Source organism: Mycoplasma struthionis, from assembly GCF_003855455.1.
Taxonomy (GTDB): domain Bacteria; phylum Bacillota_I; class Bacilli_A; order Mycoplasmatales; family Metamycoplasmataceae; genus Metamycoplasma; species Metamycoplasma struthionis.
This window is the reverse complement of the sequence record NZ_CP034044.1, coordinates 496,407-516,602: the sequence shown is the minus strand read 5'-3', so window position 1 is coordinate 516,602 and position 20,196 is coordinate 496,407. Positions and strand designations below refer to the sequence as shown.

The following is a 20,196-nucleotide window of genomic DNA, read 5'->3' as shown; positions in this document are numbered from 1 at the left end:
ATGTTAGCAAGTTACCATAAAAACTTTATTTTTATTGGTAAAAATCAAGGACAAAATGCTTACTTTGCTGTTGTAAACATGGATAACAATGAATCTATTAAAATTGATATTCCAAATTCTCAAAACGCAAATATTTATAGATTTTATGTTAAAGACAAAAACTTATACTATACAAGAACTGAAGCTAAAGAAACCCCTATAAAAGTAGATTTAACAGAACAACAAAGAGAGTTTTTATTTGAAAAACAAACAGTAACAAAATTTGACTTTGAAATGTTATCACTTGAACTTAAAAATAGAATCAATTTATTAATCGTAGGTGATGATGTAGGTATGATCAATTATTCTAAAAAATTAGAATTTTTCAAATATTTAGATGATTTAATATCAAGTAACTCAGACCAAAATTTAAAAGCTAAATATGCTGAAATTAATAAAAGATTTGATGAACTTTTAAATTCAATTAAAAGCACACATAAAAAAATATTATTTAATATCACATTACCTAATGTCGTGCATTTATCACATAACCAAATTGAAAAATATGGATACAATTTTGAAGGTCTTGAAGGTGTAATTAAATTTACTGATTTAGTAACTAGAAATGATAGTATGAGATATGATTTACTATTTTCTAAAACAAAAGATGGCAATTATCAAACAAAAATTTCAAATGTTGAAAGAGATAATTTAAAACTTAAAGCTCATTCAAACATTGAACCAGGTTTTTATAAAATCAAAGTTTATCTTGACGGTGATAAAGAAAATTTTGCTGAAACAAATCCTTTAGAAATAAAAATATCACAACAAGACAAAATTAAAGCTATAAATTCAGGATTAATCGAGCTTGGCAGTTCAAGATATGTAAATATTGATTCAGAGGGTAAATTAATTAAAAATAATTTAACATTAGAAGCAAACATAGCACGTGAAGATTGAGCTAACGTAAGTGCTGATTTATACTTTATAAGTTATAAAACTGGTCAAATTGAAAAAATAAAAAGTTATCCTAATATTTCTTCTACAGAAAGAATCAATTATTCAATCCCTTCAGTTACTGAAGATAATGCAGGTATTTATTATGTTAGAATAAAAAGAGTTGATACATCATCAAATGAATCATCTTATGATTATTTAAAACTTTATTATGTTCTTAGCCAACAAGAATACAATAATATGTACAATCAAGATGCAAATGATAAATTTCAAGAACTTCTTAAAAAAATTCAAAATCATGTATAAATATTTATAAAAAATTTGTTTTAAAAAAATAACCCCACATTGTAAAGATTAAATTACTTTATCTAATAAATAAACATACTTAATTAAAGGACTATATATGAAAATAAAAAAATTATTTTTATTATTAACACCAGCAGTTTTATCAACTCCTATTTTTGCTTTATCTTGTGAAAAAAACAACCAAAACTTTTTACCTAAATTAATTGACAATAATAAAATTAATTTGAATGATGATAAGGTAAGAAAAAATAGTGAAGTAGAAAAACCTAATAAAGATTCAGAAAAATTAACAAATGAAAACCCAAAAAATCTAAATAAAGAAAATAAAAATGATGAAGTAACTAATTTAAACAAAGAAACAAGTAATCAAGAATCTCCAAACAGTGAAAATAATGTTTCTAGTGTAAATTCTGAAATAAATGAAAGAAATAATACATCGAATGAAAATTTTAATTCAAATGAACCAATAAAATTGTTTGATAAAAGTTTTAAAATAAATGAAAATGGAATATACACTAACCCTGCATTTTTTAAAGTTGAACCTTCAGAAGCAGAAGAACCCGGCTTTAATTATGGAACTGCTCCTTTAATTAAGAAAAAAACAAGAGCATTAAAAGTTGATGATTTAGTAGATATGTTTAACTATATAGTTGGAAATAATATACTTAGTGATTACACTTTTGGTAATAGAAATATACCTTCAGATTTAATGGCTCAAGCTTATATAAAATGAGTAGATGAAAATTGAGTTTACTTTCCATACTTTTCATTTGGTAGCGGAACAATTACTTTTGCAAGAACTCCAAATGAACAATTTGTTACAAGGATGTACACCGCTAAATATACAAGTGATTTTCGTGCTATAAATTCTGCATTCCAAAAATATAGAGATTTTATTAAAAATGGCCTTAACAAAATCAAAGAAGGAATGACAGATTATGAAAAAGCTTATGCTTTGTGATTATATGTACTAGAATTTTTTAGATATGATTTGGCTAATTTAGTTGCAACTGTTGAAGAAGATATTTTAAAACAACAAGCAGTTTGTGCAGTTTATTCAACTGTTTATGGATATTTATTAAATTTAGCTGGATTGCATTCTTTAACCAATATGGCTGGTCGTTCAAAACAAGGAATGGTTCATGCTGTTACATATGTTAAATTACAACTGCCAGGTGAAAGAATGGCTAAATGATATTTAACTGATCCAACATGAGGTGATGGTTTAGAAGGTGGAGAAATGCCTATTGATGACTATCCTTCAATGTCTAAAGAAATAGATTTTGTTGAATTTCTTTCACCAATTGGAAAAAGTTTCTCTGAAGCTATTATGCCAGTTCAATTTGGTTTTGGACAATTTTGACAACTTAATTATGATGATTTTCAAACAACTGAATGATTTTATGGTCCTGCAAAAAAAATAGAATTTGATAACCATACTATTTATTCAAATATGTTAGGAAATCCAAGTAAGTATAAATCAAGAAGTAGATATGAATTTTATAATAAAGAGTGATATACACTTGTAAAAGATGAAAACAAAAATAAATTATTTAAAAGACCATTTTATTCAGAATCTCAAGATCAAGACTCAGCGCTTGTAAATGTTACATTAAATTCCTTGTTTAATAATTCAAATTCAGATGTAGTAGCTGGCATAGAAAATGCAAATGGTGAACCCATGCTTGCAAGTATTAATAATAATTTAATATTTTATGGAAAAGAAAATGGCAAAAAAGCGTTTTTTGCTATAAAAAACATGAAATCATCTAATACTTTAAAAGTTGAAGTTCCTGATACCGAAAATAAAGAAATAACTAGATATTTTGTTAAAAATGATAATATATATTATCAATTGGGCAAAGGCACACCTATTTTAGAGCTTAAATTAGATGAAAATCAAAGAAAATTTATTTTTGAAAAAGAAGATATCACTTATTTTGATTTAGATAAATTAGTTAGTGAATTAAAAAATAATATAAATATGTTAATAGTTGGAAATCAAATTGGGCAAATTCCTTATTTAAAGAAAAAAGAATTTTTTAACTACTTAAATGAAATAATAAAAAATAAAAGTAGTGATTCAGACACTTTAAAGAAAAACTTTAAAGAAGCAAATAAAAAGTTTGATGATCTAATTAAGTCATTAAACACAACAAATAGAAAGCTTCTTTGAAATACCCAATTGCCTGATAAGGTTGAAGTAACACAAAATTATATTAATCAATATGGCTATAATTTTGAAGGAATAGAAGCTTTTGTAAACTTTAATGATCTAAAAAACACAAATACAAATATTAGATATGATTTACTATTTTCTTCAAACAACACAAATTATGAAAAAATTATAACAGGAGCTGAAAGATCTAATATTAGACTGTTAGGTTCACTATTTAAAGGAAAAGGATATTATAAAATAAAAGCATATCTAGTAGGAAATGAAGCAAATTATATTGAAACAAAACCTACACAGGTGATAATTACTGATAATAGTAAAATTACTCCTATAAACTACGGTTTAGTAGATCAATATTCAAGCAGTATCAATATTGATTTTAGAAATAATGAATTAACAAAAAACAATATTATGCTAGAGGCAAATGTTGCAAAAGAATCGGATTATAACATTACAGCTGAAATAGGTTTTATTAATAAAAATAATGAAATTAAAATTCTAAAAACTGCTGATGCAACTCAAAACTCTGTTCATTTAACTCACACAATAAATGAAGTAAATGAACAAACTACAGGTATTTATTTTGTTAAAATAACTAAAACAAATAAAACAAATGCTAGTGATAAAATAACATTGTATTTAAAAAATTATTTTGTTTTAAATGAAGCTGATTTTAAAAACAGAAACAATGATAATGCTAATGACAAATTAAGAGTAATGCTTGAAAAAATATAATCAATTAAAAACAACACGGGTTTATTTCCGTGTTGTTTTAGTTTAATAAATTTTCTAATTTATTATTTTGAGTTTTTAAAAATGTAATATATGATTTGATTATTTCGTTGCTTGGATTATTTAAAAACGTGACAGATTGTAAATTTAAATTAAATATAGCATTTGGTAAAGATAATCTAATATCTTCATTATTTTTATTTACTATAGCTTGATTTGTTTTATTTTTTAATAAAAGAGATGATGTTAGCTCTTGATTTTTTGAATAAGCTCTAATTAATTCTAATTTTAGTTTATTAAATTCGTCTTCTTTTGTAGTTTTAGATCTTAAAGTAAAATAAGTTCCTAAACCCATAGCAAGCATTACTGAGCCTATACCAACCGTGATTAATAAATTACGAATTGTTTTATTCATTATTTATTAACCTCTTTAGCTAATTCAAGAAATTTTTCAGCGTCTATTGCAGCTCCACCTACTAGAAAACCGGATAAATTTTTTACTTCTTTTAGTTCATGAATGTTTTTTAGACTTACTGAGCCACCATATAAAATGGGAACTTGATTATTTGTTAATTTAGCTATTAAATCAATAGCTTTTTGGATATGGCATATTTCTGGTATTATTCCATTTCCAATGCAATAAATAGGTTCATAAGATATAATTAATCTACCTAAAATATCTATATCCTTTAAAGCTGATTTAATTTGATTTTCAATTACTTCAGGCATTTTTTTAGCTTCGAATTGTTCTTTATTTTCACCGATACATAAAACGGGAATTATATCGGTATTTTCAATTCGTTTAATTTTTTGATTAATTAGTTCATCTGTTTCATTAAACATCATACGTCTTTCAGAGTGACCTATCAAAACAAAATCCATATTAAGTTCAACTGCAGAACGAAATGAAACTTCACCTGTAAAAGCACCTTTTTCAGTGTGAAAGATATTTTGAGCACCTAATAAAAAGTCTCTATTTTTAAAAGCTAAAGATAAAGACATAGCATCATGAGATAAAGCAATGCCTAATTTTAAATTATTTAAATTTGAATCATTAATTTTTGAATTAAGTGTATTTAGATAGTTTAAACTATCAAAATAAGAAAGATTCATTTTTAAGTTACCTAATAAATATTTCATTTTCACTCCTTAAAAACTAATATGTAAGGCAAAGAAAGGAACTAAAGCTAGTAAAACTACTAATGAAATTAAACATAATAAATAGAAAACTAAGTTATTAGTACCATTTTTTTCTTTTTCTATGGCTTTTTTATTTTGTTCCATTTCATATTCTCGTCTTGTTTGGTTAAGAATTTGATCCTTTTTTTGTTGAGACATAGAGCGTTCTATTTTTTCTTTTGCTTTAGAATGTATTTTTCTACTGTGATGAAGATCAATTAAAGGGTGAAATAAACCGCGCCCTAAACCTTTTTTGACTAATACAACCATGGCATTAATACATAAACAACTTATAAATGAAATTGATATAGCTGTTTGCCAGTTTTTTTGATTTTGTCCTTTAAAAGCATATCTAATAATTAAGACTAATAAAACATAAATAACTAAGCTTATAAAAAAATAAAGAGTAGTACTTAGGTTTCATGCTCTTTTTCAATATTGATTTTTTTGATTGTAATACTGTTTTGCCATATTAATATAATTTTACTTTAAAACTAAAAAATAAAATGAAAATTGCAAGTCTTGTACTAAGACTTGCAACCCTTATATAATACTATTGTTCTTTTGCTTCACTTATTCACTTTTCGACTTGTTTATCAGTTCCATACACATAATGGTCTTCTTGAACCTTATGAGTTTCGGGCACATTAGGAAATTGTTGATCAAGTAAATAATCTGAGACGAAAGAGACACTTTGGAATTTTTCATTAGCGTTAGAGATTTTAGGTATAGCTTTGAACAAATTGATCGTATAAGGATGCACTGGTTTTTTGTAAATTGCTGTGGTGTCTCCACTTTCAACAATTTTACCAAGGTGCATAATTTCTACTTTATCAGCTACATATTCAATCATACTTAAATCGTGAGCTATAAAAATTAAACCTATTTTTTTATTTAAACATAATTCTTTAAGAAGGTTAACTACTTGAGCTTGAATTGAAATATCTAAAGAAGCAATTGGCTCATCGGCAACGATTATTTTAGGCTCTGTTATTAAGGCTCTTGCTATAACAATTCTTTGAAGTTGACCACCACTAAATTCATGAGGGTAACGGTATGCGAATTGTTTTAAAAGCCCAACATCTTCTAAAGCTTTATATATTATAATCTTGCTTAAAAGTTCGCCAATTTTGAATTTTGCGATTTGTTGTCCCACTATATTATCGTAAATGCTAAAACGATTTGTTCATGTAGCATTTTGGTCTGCTTCTGATAGTTGAAGGTTTTGAATAACTCATTTGTGATTTACACCAAGTAAGATGTAAATATTAGCAATATCTTTTAGTAGATATTTTTTCTCAATATCAAAAGATTTTAAAGTTTCTTCTTTTAAAGAGGTATCAGATTTAAATATCTTAATAGAACCTTGCAATTCGTTTTTAATCAATTTAATTTTTCTTTTAACGTCTTCAATTTCTTCTTTAACTTCTTTTGTTTGTTCTTTAACTTTTAATTCAGCTAAAAGTTGTTCTTGTACTAAAAGTCTTTCATTTGCATTATTTGTTAAAAATTCTCAAAATTTATTTTTATATTCTTCGTATTTTAAATTGCAGTTTGTTTGTAAGGCTACTAAACTGTTATATACCTTTTTAGCTTCTTGAACTTGGTGATATAAATCTACTATTTGTTTTCTATATCCGGTTAAGAAATCATTTTTTTCTTTTTCGTATGTTTCTTTTGATTTTGCTAACAATTCTTTTTCATCTTCCAATTTTGTTTTGTCTGAATATTCTGGGGTTGAATTTTCAGAAATTATTTTGTTAAGTGACGCTATAACATCATTAATATCACTTATTTTTTTATTATATGATTCTAAATTTTTGTTTGATAACTCAACATATTCATCAAAGTTAAATTTAAACTCATTAGATAGGATAGATTCAATTTGTTTTTTAAGTCCGGAGGTGAACTTTATTTTATATAAATTTTTTTCAAAGAATTGTTTAATATATTCATCAAGACGAGTTATAAGATCTTTAATTGAGCTAAATCCCAAATATTTAGCTTGTTTTTTCACTTCACTCAATACTTGAGCTCTTTTGGTAAATAACATTATGTTTTTAAAATAGTAAACATATAAATCTAAATCAGTAGAAGTTAATCTTGCGATATTAATTAAACTTCTTTCATTTTTTGACTCAATAATGTAGTTATTAAAAGTATTTAATGTTTCTGATTTTAAATGGTGCAATTCTTTTTTAACATTTTCTAAATTTTGTTTTTGAATTGCTAATTCTTTTTTAGTTTCGTATGCAATTTTTGATTGTTTTGTTAATGCTACTTGATATTCATATTTTTCTTTAGCTTCGCGATAATCTAGTTGAGGTTTTTCTAGTTCATCACGACGATATTTTTGTTGATATTCATAGTAGAAATTAATCAATTTTTCTGTATTTGCATACATGTTGTTTATTATTAATGTTTCAATGTGTTGTTTTTCTTCTAAATAACTATAGAATTTAGCGAAGTTATCTACGTTATTTAATCCTTTTTCAAATTCTAAATCAGCAAATTTTTTATTTCAAGTGTGAAACAAGTTATCAGCTAATGAATTTATTACATTATAATTATCTAATTCTAATTCCAAAGCTTTATATTGGAATGTATATTTGAAGACTTTTTTAACTTCTTGTCAGTCTTTAAATAAGTCTTTTAGTTTACTCTTCATTATCCCATTAACAATTAATGGTTCTTTTAAAATCGAATAAATGTTTTGCTGTGAATTTAATGATGCATGTGGATCTTGAAAGATCATTTGTACATTTTTACGTAAAAAGCGGTTTAATGATGAGCTTATTTTTTTACCAGAGATTATTTTATCTTCTAATCTAATGAAACCATTATAATCATCAAATAATCTTAAAATTGTTTTACCTACAGTTGTTTTACCTGAACCAGATTCACCTATTAGACCAACTATTTCACCTTCATGAACATCAAAAGAAACTCCATCAACGGCTTTATTTATTTCACCTTGATTTACGAAATATTTCTTTAGATTATCAATAGATAAAATAACTTTTTGATTTTTTAATTGTTCTTTTCTATTATTTTTGTTCATGATTAAAAGCCTTTTTAAATAGTTCTAGTCGTTTTTTAAGGTCATCTGATTTCTCGATTTTCGGTGCCTCTGGACTTAATAGTCATGTTGCCGCCGCATGAGTTTGCGTAATTGGAATTAAAGGCGGTTCTTTTATAAAATCAATTTCCAGAGCATAATCACTTCTTACCGCAAATGGATCTCCTATAGGTAAATTTGCCATGTCAGGCGGTGTCCCTTTTATATTGTACAATTTTTCTTCTTTTGATTCTGGTATAGCAGAAATTAAAGCTCATGTATAAGGATGGGCAGGATCGGTGAAAATTTCTTGTTTGGTACCTCGTTCTACGATTCTGCCCGCGTACATTACGTAAATATAATCACAGAATTTAGCTATAACTGAAATGTTATGGCTTATTAAAATTATTGAAATACCCATTTTTTGTCTAATATCTTCAAAAAGGGCTAAAACACTTGCTTGAACAGTTGGATCTAATGCTGTTGTAGGTTCGTCAGCTATTATAACGTCAGGTTTTAATGCTACAACCATTGTAATAACAATTCTTTGTTTCATACCACCAGATAATGTGTGTGGATATGACATAAAGATTTTTTCTACATTTCTTAAACCAAAAGTTTTTAATAAATCTAGTAGATAATTTTTCTTTTCAGAATATGTTTTATCTTTTCAATCTTCATTATTATTTAATGCATCTAATAATTGTTTTCCAATAGTTCTAGTAGGGTTTAAACTTGTTAAAGGGTCTTGTGGAATATATCCAATTTTTTGGCCTCTAATAAATTCTCAGTGTTTATTTTTTTTGATTTTAGTTAATTCATAATCGCCAATTTGAATTTTATCGGCTGTTATAATCCCATTTTCGTTTACATTAATAAGTGTTTTTGATGTTACTGATTTACCTGAACCTGATTCACCAACAAGTCCAACTATTTCACCTCTTTTAACATCTAAATCAACACCTCTTACTATATGTATATTTTTTTTCTTTGTTTGAGCAAAGCTTACGTGTAAATTTCTAACTTCTAAAACTTTATCATCTTGTAATGGAGAAACTTTAATATCTTCTAAAACTTTTTCTCTAATTTTAGCTTTTAAAGATTTTTTTACTTCTTTTTGTTCAGACATTATTTTCTCTTTCCTTTGCTCATAACTTTAGGATCTAAAGCGTCATGAATTCCTAGAGCTATGAAGTTTAATGATAATGATAAAGCTAACAATATTAATGCAGGTAATAATAATATTCAAATATTTCCACCTGCTTGACCTGAGGCTTCAATTAATAATTGTCCTAAGTTTGTGTCTTCTTTTTCTTTAAAGAAACCAAGGAACGCTAATGAAGCTATTCATAAAATGATGCCAGGTATTGTTCTAACAAAGCTGTTTGCAATTTTACCAATTATTGCTGGTAAAGCGTGAACAAACACTTGTCTTTTTGTAGAAGCTCCGATCGCTTTTGCAGCTGTAATATATTCTTCATTTTTAACAGTTATAATAAACATTCTAGTTAATCCAACAAAACCTGGTCATCCAACTATTGAAAGGGAAATAATTAGTGATCTTTCTGTTGAACCAAATATAGAAACGAATATTAAAATTCATATCATTGTAGGAGGTGATAAGAAAATACTTATAATTCTCATTACAATTGTATCAATTAATTTACCAGCATGGAAACCTAAATAAGCTCCTATTGCTATACCAATAACCGCTTGAATTACTGCAACTATTAAAGCAATTTTAATAGCTCTTCATGTTGCATATCAGGTTGTAATTCAAATATCGTAACCTTGAGGTGAAGTACCTAAATAAGTTTTAAGATTTGGAATTTGAGCTAATGTAGCAGCAATTTCTGCATCAGTGATAGGTGTTCTACCGGCGGCTGTGTTTAGTTTTATAATATCAGATAATTTTTCATTTAATACAGCTGCTTTAAATAATGCATATGCATCATATTGAATTTGGAACAAGCTACCAATTATTGGACGTTGTCCCCTTTTTCAAGTGCTTGTGAAAAATGCAAAAGCTTCTTTTAATTTAGGATTTTCGTTTCCTTTTTCAACTATATTATTATAAAACTGTCAAATATTATCATCTGGTCTTAAGGTTTTTGTAACTATTGGTGCGTATAATGGTGGCAAATTATTTATAAATGAATAATCGTTTATTCTTCTGTTAGGTTTATATGAAGCTATACCAGGAGCTGGCACAATTAAAGAAAATAAAATAATTAATATAAATACAGATAATGCTGCAACAACGACTGGGTTAGTAAAAAATCTTTTAATAACCTCAACAGCAAGTTTTTTAGGTTTACCTGCGACTGAAACAAAAGAAATTTTATCTTTTTCAGAAATCAACTTAAATTTTGTTGATAACTCAGAATTAATTTTATATTGACTGTTAAATTCTTTAACGTCATTTGGTTTTAATTCCATAAGTATTAAACTCCTTTCGTTTCTAAATTTTGGTTATTTTTTGATAATAAATCTTTAGCTAATTTTCTTCTTTCTAAATAAGCTTTAAAGAATAATCAGTAATTTTTCTTGCTTCTTGCAGCATAAGTTATTTTTGGATCTAAAATAGCAAATGATAAATCAACTATTATTTCTGCTATTAAACCAATGAATGTAAAGAATAAAGTTGAGAACATAACAACATTAAATTCACCAGTTGGGAATGAGTTTGCGATTATTTGTGATGTCCCTTGTACATTCCAGTATCTTTCAATAACGATTGATCCAGATAATAAACCTAGGAATGAACCGAAAATTAAACTAAATAATGGAATAGAAATATTTCTTAATACATATTTAAAGAAAATTTGAGTTGAACTTAAACCTTTAGTTTTAGCTATTAAAACATAATTTGATGTTAAAACAGTAATAACTTGGTTTCTTGTATATGTAACATATCCAGCTAAAGAACCTAAAGACATAACAATAATAGGTGGTAAATATGCTACAAATAAAACACTAAATGGTGCGTTTTCACTAGCCCTTGGAATCTGAACAGGAACTCCAATACGTAATGAAAGGGATATAACCATCGGTGCAATAATAAATGATGGTACACCAATGAATATTAAAACAAAAATGTTAGAGCTTGAATCAAATCATTTACCTCTATTGTAACCTGCAAAAATACCAATGGTAATTCCTACTATACTACTGAAGATAAATGATGGTACAGTAATTAATAATGAGTATTTTAATGGATTGAAGAATAATTGTGACATAGTTTTATAAGCTGCAGGGTTTGGATTGTTTTTTGAATCAATTAAAAATCCAAACGTATGATCTACAAAGATACCTTTAAGATATCTAAAATATAAAACTAAGACAGGAATTTTTTCACCAGGTTCTGCTACGGTTCCATATCTTAAACCGTTTTGAACTTCTAGTGAGCTAATAATTTGTTCTAGTGGTTTTGTATTCTTTGGATCAGAGAATTTTTGTTCTGCTAATGCATGAATTGGACTCGGTCCAAAAGAATAAATCATTACAAAAACAAATATTGAGATAATAAACAACGCAAGAATAGCAAACACTATTCTTTGGCGTATATATCTAAACATGAGATTTTTTTAGTTTATTATTTATTGATTCTTCAATCAACATACATGTCAACACTATTATTTACTGTGTAAGGTGCTACATAACCTTTTTGTACTAAAACGTTAACAAATGAATCTTTTGCTTTTGTTATAGTTGCTGATGAATATTCAATACCTAAAAATGTTGTTAATTCTTCCATTAATTCAGTTAAATAATCATTTGTTTTGTCTGCTACATATTGGTTTCAGAAAACCGCTGAGTATTGATAAATATCAGTTACTTGCTTATTACCTTGTGGTTTATAAGGTATTGGTCTATTTTTTTCTGTTAAAACAAGCTCATATTTATCTGTTACAGAATTTTTTGTAACTTTTGAAGCTAATAGAGTAGGCAATACTGTGTATCTTCTTGGTTCTACTTTGTATAATTCTTTAAATGGTACTGAAGATACAAATTCGTGACCTGGTTGTTCTTGATAAGCTAATAAATCTTCTGCTAATTTAGCGATTCTTGGAAATGCAGTAGCAAATTCTGGATGACTATCTTTTTCAACACCAATTTTAATTAGAGTTGGGAATAATGGTCAATTTCATGATAAACCATCATAACCTGAACCTATTGAGTTATAGTCATAACCTCAACTAACTTTTCTTGTTCCATTTGCTCCTTGGTTTCTATATGCAACATAATTAGGATCTTTATTATCAGTAAAGAATACTAAATCTAATTGAATTCTAGAATCTAATCCTTCTATAGCCTCTTTAACAAATTTTAATGATTCACCAAATTCTTTTGATTGATCAATAAATGGATAGAATGAAGTGAATCTATATTTACCATCTGCCGGTCTAACATTTTGATGTGTTCTTTCAAACTCATCTAATAATGCTTTTACAGCTTCTTTAATTTTTTCATAACCAGCTGATTTTATTTTGTCGTTGACATTAGATCTGTCTCTAACAGCAGCATCGTTTTCTGATGGATTCAAATCTGTACCTAAATTATTGCCAAAATCTACTAATTGTTTATCTTTATTTACAGCTTTTAATGCATTAATTTTATCTTTTACATCAAATGGTGTCTTTTCTTCTGATGTTCCTTGGTCTTTTCCGCCAATATTACCACCATCAGCTAATTTTGCTAATCAAGCTTCTGAAACACCGTTTGTTCTTACATCTGCTACTGTATTTCAGTTAATTGCAGCTTGTAATAAAGTTCTAAAGCTTAAACCTGTACCATAGATATAAGCATCCCCATTACCTTTACCGGCTTTCAATTCTGCTATTGTTTTACCATACATTAATTGAGCATAAGCATCGTTAAATGAGTAATCTGAAGCAACTTTGTTAAACACAAATGGAGTTTGGATTATATCATAAGGAGCTGAATTAGTATTTTCTCTTTTGAATAATCTAATACCAAATCCTTGTGGGTCTTGGTTAACAATTTGTTTTTGAGCTTCAGTTAATGATGAATATGGGGTAGTTGATGTAGTACCTTGTCTATATAAGTTAAAGATGTTTGTATTAAATTCTTCAGGGCTTAAATTTTTTTGTTGATAGTTTGTAATAATTTCATTAACTGTATTTTTAGATTCTGCAAAGGCTTTTTCTGCAAAGTGAGTATTCTTTTTAAATATTTCTGATTGTCCACTTACAAAACCTTGTGCATAGTATGGTCCTGAATATAATGTACTATTTGCTGTTACACCATATCAGTAAACACCTAATTTAGCAGTTAATTTACTTTTATCCATTGCTTTTAATTTAGTTTCTAATGCAGAAACTTTATCAGTTACATCACCTTGGTAATTAGTTAATTTGTAACCATTTGTTGCATTCATATCATCAATATATTGTGATGGAGCTGGATAGAATGTATAGTCGTGCATTAATTGATCAAAAAATTGATTCATTTGAACTTTAGCACCTTCACCTGTTAATCCTTGGAAGGTTACAGCTGTTACATCTCCTAAATTTGCACTTGGATCAACTTTTTTAACAAATTCACTTTCTTCATTTAATTTTGCTGTATCTAAACCAAAGATTTTTAAAACATATTCATCTGAGTATTCACTTGTATCTGTAAACACACGGCTGTTAGGTCTTGCTAATGCATCTCTAACTTCATTGTCTAATTGTTCTGAACCTCCACTTTTTTCTTCATCATGACGAACATTACCAATTGTTTGATTTGTTCTTAGTCATGAATAATAGAAATCTTTAGGAACAATTTGATATTTAGTTTCTTCACCTTTTGAATTCACTCATTTTAAATTGTCTTTAAGTACATATTGTAATGTTTTAGCTTTTTTCAAGTTTTCTGCAAATTCTTGACTATTAATTGATTTTGAATTTGCTGAGCTTAATCTTTGATATGCTGATGAATAAGCTTTTTTAGTTTCACCTGCTGCATCTACATAAGTTAAATCTGGTGCAGGAACAACTTCAGCATCATCATTATCGTAAACTACAACTGTACCATCTGTTAAAGTTAAAACTACAGCTTTTGCTAATGATAATGTATATTTTGAGAAAGCTGGTTTAGTAATATAGTTTGAAACTTTTCCAGTGTCTGAGGTTACTGTATCAGTTTGAATTTCATTAACACCTTGTTCTCTAACTAGCATACCTGATGTGTGTTGGTAGCTAGCATTTGAAGAATATCCACCATATGAAGCTGAACTATCATATGTATAAGCATCAAATGTTGGTGTTGCGTTTATTTCAGTAACGAACTGCTGTTTAGCTAAAGCAGTGTTCTGCGAAGGGGCTGATTTACTATTACATGCCGCAGCAACTAATGGAGCTGCTAAGGCTGCTAATGGTAAAGCACCTAATAATAAAAGTCTTGCGCTTTTTTTCATTTTTTTCTCCTAATGTGTGTATGTTATAAATTAAATAATTTATAAACCGATAATACACTAATATAAATTTTACTATATTCTGTGTATTTTATTTCTTTAAAGCCTTAATTTGGCTAACAATTCGATTTTAAATTTCGTTGTAATTAATATTATTAAATTAGTTTCTTTTATCTAGATTTATGAACAAAAAATTACTTTTATTCAAAGCCTTCTATAAAACTATAAAAATGATTAATTATTTTTTAAATACTAGTTAGAATAAAAACTAGCTTAATCAGACAAGATTATTATTAGCTCCAAAGAAGGTCTTAATTTCGTTTTTCTTATAATTATTAATAATATTAATGCAACGAATGTTCTTCTTAATGAAGTTAATAATTTCGATAGTGAAAAAGCCAGCCATTGCAGCTGTTGTAAAGAACATGTTTAAGTTTTTGCTTAATAAATTTCTGTTCATACTTTTTTCCTATTTACTTTTACAACTATAATTATACACAATTTTTTAAAAATTACAAATTTTTTATCTTTTTTCGAAAAAAAAATAAAAAGTGCTTAATTTAAGCACTTTTTTAATCGTTCTCTGAAAACTGAATACGACAATTTTAAATCTCGCTATAAAATTTATCACTATTAAACCAATCAATTTATTAGTACTGGTCAGCTGAATATATTGCTATACTTACACCTCCAGCCTATCAACCTCATAGTCTATAAGGAATTTAAAGGGAATACTCATCTTTGAGGGGGCTTCCCGCTTAGATGCTTTCAGCGGTTATCCCTGCCGCACTTGGCTACCCAGCTATGCTTTTGGCAAAACAACTGGCACACCATCGGTGCGTCCACTCCGGTCCTCTCGTACTAAGAGTAGCTCTCATCAATATTCCAACGCCCACATCAGATAGGAACCAAACTGTCTCACGACGTTTTGAACCCAGCTCGCGTACCGCTTTAATGGGCGAACAGCCCAACCCTTGGAACCGACTCCAGCTCCAGGATGCGATGAGCCGACATCGAGGTGCCAAACCTTCCCGTCGATGTGATCTCTTGGGAAAGATAAGCCTGTTATCCCCGGGGTAGCTTTTATCCGTTGAGCGACGGCCTTTCCACGAAGAACCGCCGGATCACTAAGTCCTGCTTTCGCACCTGCTCGACTTGTAGGTCTCACAGTCAATCACACTTCTACCTTTATGCTCTAAGATACGGTTTCTGACCGTATTGAGTGTAACTTTGAACGCCTCCGTTACCCTTTAGGAGGCGACCGCCCCAGTCAAACTACCCACCACACACTGTCCTCTTCCCGGATGACGGGAACAAGTTAGAAGTTCAACGTAACAAGGGTGGTATTTCAACGGTGACTCCGCTTGAACTGGCGTCCAAGCCTCATAGTCTCCCACCTATCCTACACATGTTAAATCAAACTCCAATATGAAGTTATAGTAAAGCTCCACGGGGTCTTTTCGTCTAGATGCGGGTCTCCGGCGTCTTCGCCGGAACCATAATTTCACCGAGTCTATTGTCGAGACAGTTAAGAGATAATTACTCCTTTCGTGCAGGTCAGTATTTAGCCGACAAGGAATTTCGCTACCTTAGGACCGTTATAGTTACGGCCGCCGTTCACCCGGGCTTCACATCAATGCTTCGCAAATGCTAACACCTTTGCTTAACCTTCGGGCACTGGGCAGGAGTCACCCCATATACATCGTCTTACGACTTAGCATAGAGCTGTGTTTTTGATAAACAGTTCCCCCTTACTATTCACTGCGGCCCACTTTTTAGGGTGGGCATCCCTTCTTGCGAACTTACGGGATGAATTTGCAGAGTTCCTTGACAATAGTTTTCTCGCTCGCCTTAGAATACTCATCTTGGGGACGTGTGTTCGTTCTCGGTACGGGTTTCAATAAACTTAAGTTAGAAGCTTTTTTAAGAGGTATGGAATCATCCAATTCGCTACTTTGTCGCCATTTCACTATGCATCATAACTCCCGGTTAAGCCATGCGGATTTGCCTACATGACCCAGTCATTATTTACCCCACAATCCAGTAAGTGGTAGTACTATCCTCCCCCGTCACTCCATCACATTTAAAGAAAGTACAGGAATATTAACCTGTTGTCCATCGGCTACGCCTTTCGGCCTCGTCTTAGGACCCGACTAACCCTGGGTGGACGAACCTTGCCCAGGAAACCTTCCCCAATAGGCGTCAGAGATTCTCACTCTGAATCGTTACTCATACCGGCATTCTCACTTGTAAGCGCTCCAGTAGTCTTCACAGTCTACCTTCAATGCCCTTACAACGCTCTCCTAACGCATTTCTGCCCGTAGCTTCGGTATTGTGTTTTAGTCCCGTTGAATTATCGGCACAGAGTCTCTCGACTAGTGAGCTATTACGCACTCTTTAAACGGTGGCTGCTTCTAAGCCAACATCCTAGCTGTTTAAGAAACTCCACAACCTTTCTCACTTAACACAATTTTGGGACCTTAGCTGACGATCTGGGTTGTTCCCCTCGCGTGCATCGACGTTATCACCGATGTACCGACTGCATAGTAATACATGATAGTATTCGGAGTTTGATTATAGTCAGTACGGCTAGGCGCCGCCATTCCATATTCAGTGCTCTACCCCCATCACTTAACACTACACGCTAGCCCTAAAGCTATTTCGGAGAGAACCAGCTATCTCCAAGTTCGATTGGAATTTCACCCCTACCCACAAGTCATCCGGGCACTTTTTAGCGTACTACGGTTCGGCCCTCCACTTAGTGTTACCTAAGTTTCAGCCTGCTCATGGGTAGATCACCTGGTTTCGGGTCTATATCAACATACTAAAGCGCCCTATTAAGACTCGATTTCTCTACGGCTTCGCTTTAATCCACTTAACCTCGCATGTTGACATAACTCGCCGGTCCATTCTGCAAGATGTACGCCATCACCCATTAACGGGCTCTGACTAACTGTAAGTAATTGGTTTCAGAATCTATTTCACTCCCCTCCCGGGGTTCTTTTCACCTTTCCCTCACGGTACTAGTTCACTATCGGTGTCTGGTTAGTATTTAGCCTTACCGGGTGGTCCCGGCAGATTCAGACAGGGTTTCACGTGCCCCGCCCTACTCAGGATACTACAAGAAGATTTAGCCATTTCGCTTACGGGAATTTCACCCTCTATGTTTAAGCATTCCAACTTATTCTGCTATAACTAAATTTTGTAACTTCATAATGTAGTCCTACAACCCCAACAACATGTGTTGGTTTGGGCTTTTCCCCGTTCGCTCGCCACTACTGAGGGAATCATTCTTTATTTTCTCTTCCTGCTGCTACTGAGATGTTTCAATTCACAGCGTGTCTCTTCATTCGACTATGAATTCATCGATATGATAATTGAGGATTAGCTCAATTAGGTTTCCCCATTCGGAAATCCCCGGATCGTAGCTTATTTCCAGCTAACCGAGGCTTATCGCAGGTAATCACGTCCTTCATCGACTTCCAGACCCAAGGCATCCACCAAAAACTCTTATCTTGTTTAATAGTTGTTTTGTTATATTTGTTGTATGACCTATTGTTTGTCTATAATTTTGTATTCTATAGGTTGATCTAAACTTTGAAATATTAATTAATATATCAATGTCGTTATTCAGTTTTCAAAGAACAAAATTGAGAGATTGTTCTCTCAAAACTGGATACAAATATTACTCCATAACTAGTGTATTCCGTAGAAAGGAGGTGATCCATCCCCACGTTCTCGTAGGGATACCTTGTTACGACTTCACCCCAGTCACCAGTCCTACCTTAGGCGGTCGCCTCCGAGGTTAGCAAACCGACTTTGGGTATTACCAGCTCCCATGGTGTGACGGGCGGTGTGTACAAGACCCGAGAACGTATTCACCGCAGCATAGCTGATCTGCGATTACTAGCGATTCCGACTTCATGGAGTCGAATTGCAGACTCCAATCCGAACTGAGATCGGCTTTTTGAGATTTGCTCCATGTCGCCATATTGCTTCTCTTTGTACCGACCATTGTAGCACGTGTGTGGCCCCACTCGTAAGAGGCATGATGATTTGACGTCATCCCCACCTTCCTCCCGGTTACCCAGGCAGTATCTCTAGAGTCCTCGACTTAACTCGTTAGTAACTAAAGATAGGGGTTGCGCTCGTTGCAGGACTTGACCAAACATCTCACGACACGAGCTGACGACAACCATGCACCATCTGTCATTCTGTTAACCTCCACTATATCTCTATAGCTTTGCAGAAGATGTCAAGAGTGGGTAAGGTTCTCCGTGTATCTTCAAATTAAACCACATGCTCCACCGCTTGTGCGGGTCCCCGTCAATTCCTTTAAGTTTCACTCTTGCGAGCATACTACTCAGGCGGATCATTTAATGCGTTAGCTGCGTCAGTGAGTTCCCCACCGACTAATGATCATCGTTTACAGCGTGGACTACCAGGGTATCTAATCCTGTTTGCTCCCCACGCTTTCGTCCCTCAGCGTCAGTATAGACCCAGTAAGCTGCCTTCGCCTTTGGTGTTCTTCCATATATCTACGCATTTCACCGCTTCACATGGAATTCCGCTTACCTCTATCCAACTCTAGTTTGCCAGTATCCAAAGCGAGCCGGGGTTGAGCCCCGGGATTTGACTCCAGACTTAACAAACAGCCTACGAACGCTTTACGCCCAATAATTCCGGATAACGCTTGCGACCTATGTATTACCGCGGCTGCTGGCACATAGTTAGCCATCGCTTTCTGATAAGGTACCGTCAGTTCAAAAGCATTTCCTCTTCTGAATGTTCTTCCCTTATAACAGCACTTTACAATCCGAAGACCTTCATCGTGCACGCTGTGTCGCTCCATCAAGCTTTCGCTCATTGTGGAATATTCCCTACTGCTGCCTCCCGTAGGAGTTTGGGCCGTATCTCAGTCCCAATGTGGCCGTTCAGTCTCTCGACCCGGCTAAACATCATAGTCTTGGTAGGCCATTACCCTACCAACTAACTAATGTTCCGCACCCTCATCTCTTAGTGGGGCTTTGAGGCCCCTTTCACAACGGAATCATGCGATTCCATGCGTATCCGGCATTAACTAATGTTTCCATCAGGTATTCCAATCTAAAAGGTAGATTAAGCACGTGTTACTCACCCATTCGCCGCTAGGTTTAAAAAACCCCGCTCGACATGCATGTATTAGGCACACAGCCAGCGTTCATCCTGAGCCAGGATCAAACTCTTAAAAAATGTTATCTATATTATTGAAAATAAATTGACGTTATGGTATTTGTATCCAGTTTTCAAAGAACTATCTAAGTACTTATTAAATAATAAATACAATAACATTATATACTTTTTTTTGCGATTTGTTTGAAAATAATTATTTTTTTAAAAGTACAAAAA

Annotated in this window: 11 protein-coding genes and 2 rRNA genes; 2 read left to right on the top strand and 11 right to left on the bottom strand. The window is 31.4% G+C overall.

All coding sequences use genetic code 4. The annotated features are described in order from the left end of the window. Together EGN60_RS02220 and EGN60_RS02215 are read left to right on the top strand one after the other, a co-directional pair. On the top strand, window positions 1–1,242 hold the full coding sequence (locus tag EGN60_RS02220) for a hypothetical protein (protein ID WP_124724460.1): 1,242 nt from the start codon (window positions 1–3) through the stop codon (window positions 1,240–1,242). A 97-nt stretch (window positions 1,243–1,339) separates the two neighbouring features. Then, on the top strand, window positions 1,340–4,153 hold the full coding sequence (locus tag EGN60_RS02215) for a hypothetical protein (protein WP_124724459.1): 2,814 nt from the start codon (window positions 1,340–1,342) through the stop codon (window positions 4,151–4,153). 37 nt (window positions 4,154–4,190) lie between these two features. Here the strand turns inward: EGN60_RS02215 and EGN60_RS02210 are convergent, their stop codons facing one another. From EGN60_RS02210 to EGN60_RS02160, 11 genes are all read right to left on the bottom strand, one after another. Beyond that, on the bottom strand, window positions 4,191–4,565 hold the full coding sequence (locus EGN60_RS02210) for a hypothetical protein (protein WP_124724458.1): 375 nt from the start codon (window positions 4,563–4,565) through the stop codon (window positions 4,191–4,193). Beyond that, a complete protein-coding gene (locus EGN60_RS02205; protein ID WP_124724457.1) occupies window positions 4,565–5,290 on the bottom strand; it encodes a triose-phosphate isomerase in 726 nt (241 codons plus the stop codon). The genes EGN60_RS02210 and EGN60_RS02205 overlap by 1 nt, the downstream gene beginning before the upstream one ends. Before the next feature lie 9 nt (window positions 5,291–5,299). Next, on the bottom strand, window positions 5,300–5,800 hold the full coding sequence (locus EGN60_RS02200) for a hypothetical protein (RefSeq protein WP_124724456.1): 501 nt from the start codon (window positions 5,798–5,800) through the stop codon (window positions 5,300–5,302). A gap of 82 nt (window positions 5,801–5,882) precedes the next feature. Then, on the bottom strand, window positions 5,883–8,390 hold the full coding sequence (locus EGN60_RS02195; protein WP_124724455.1) for an ATP-binding cassette domain-containing protein: 2,508 nt from the start codon (window positions 8,388–8,390) through the stop codon (window positions 5,883–5,885). Further along, window positions 8,377–9,516: an ABC transporter ATP-binding protein gene (locus EGN60_RS02190; RefSeq protein WP_124724454.1), complete on the bottom strand. Its 1,140-nt coding sequence runs from the start codon at window positions 9,514–9,516 to the stop codon at window positions 8,377–8,379. Before EGN60_RS02190 ends, EGN60_RS02195 begins: the two co-directional genes overlap by 14 nt. Further along, window positions 9,516–10,826: an ABC transporter permease gene (locus tag EGN60_RS02185; protein WP_211324453.1), complete on the bottom strand. Its 1,311-nt coding sequence runs from the start codon at window positions 10,824–10,826 to the stop codon at window positions 9,516–9,518. The genes EGN60_RS02190 and EGN60_RS02185 overlap by 1 nt, the downstream gene beginning before the upstream one ends. Window positions 10,827–10,831: 5 nt before the next feature. Beyond that, window positions 10,832–11,890 carry an ABC transporter permease gene (locus EGN60_RS02180; protein WP_245979634.1) on the bottom strand — a complete coding sequence of 353 codons (1,059 nt, stop codon included), beginning with the start codon at window positions 11,888–11,890 and terminating at the stop codon, window positions 10,832–10,834. 92 nt (window positions 11,891–11,982) lie between these two features. After that, the gene (locus EGN60_RS02175) at window positions 11,983–14,811 is read right to left on the bottom strand and encodes an OppA family ABC transporter substrate-binding lipoprotein (RefSeq protein ID WP_124724452.1); all 2,829 of its coding nucleotides are present in this window, start codon (window positions 14,809–14,811) and stop codon (window positions 11,983–11,985) included. Window positions 14,812–15,076: 265 nt separating this feature from the next. Beyond that, window positions 15,077–15,268 (bottom strand): hypothetical protein, encoded by a 192-nt coding sequence (locus EGN60_RS03435; protein WP_124724451.1) that lies wholly within the window; start codon window positions 15,266–15,268, stop codon window positions 15,077–15,079. Window positions 15,269–15,437: 169 nt separating this feature from the next. Next, window positions 15,438–18,333, bottom strand: a 23S ribosomal RNA gene (locus tag EGN60_RS02165). 187 nt (window positions 18,334–18,520) lie between these two features. After that, a 16S ribosomal RNA gene (locus EGN60_RS02160) occupies window positions 18,521–20,040 on the bottom strand. Together the 16S and 23S rRNA genes form the textbook arrangement of a ribosomal RNA operon. Window positions 20,041–20,196: the final 156 nt, after the last annotated feature.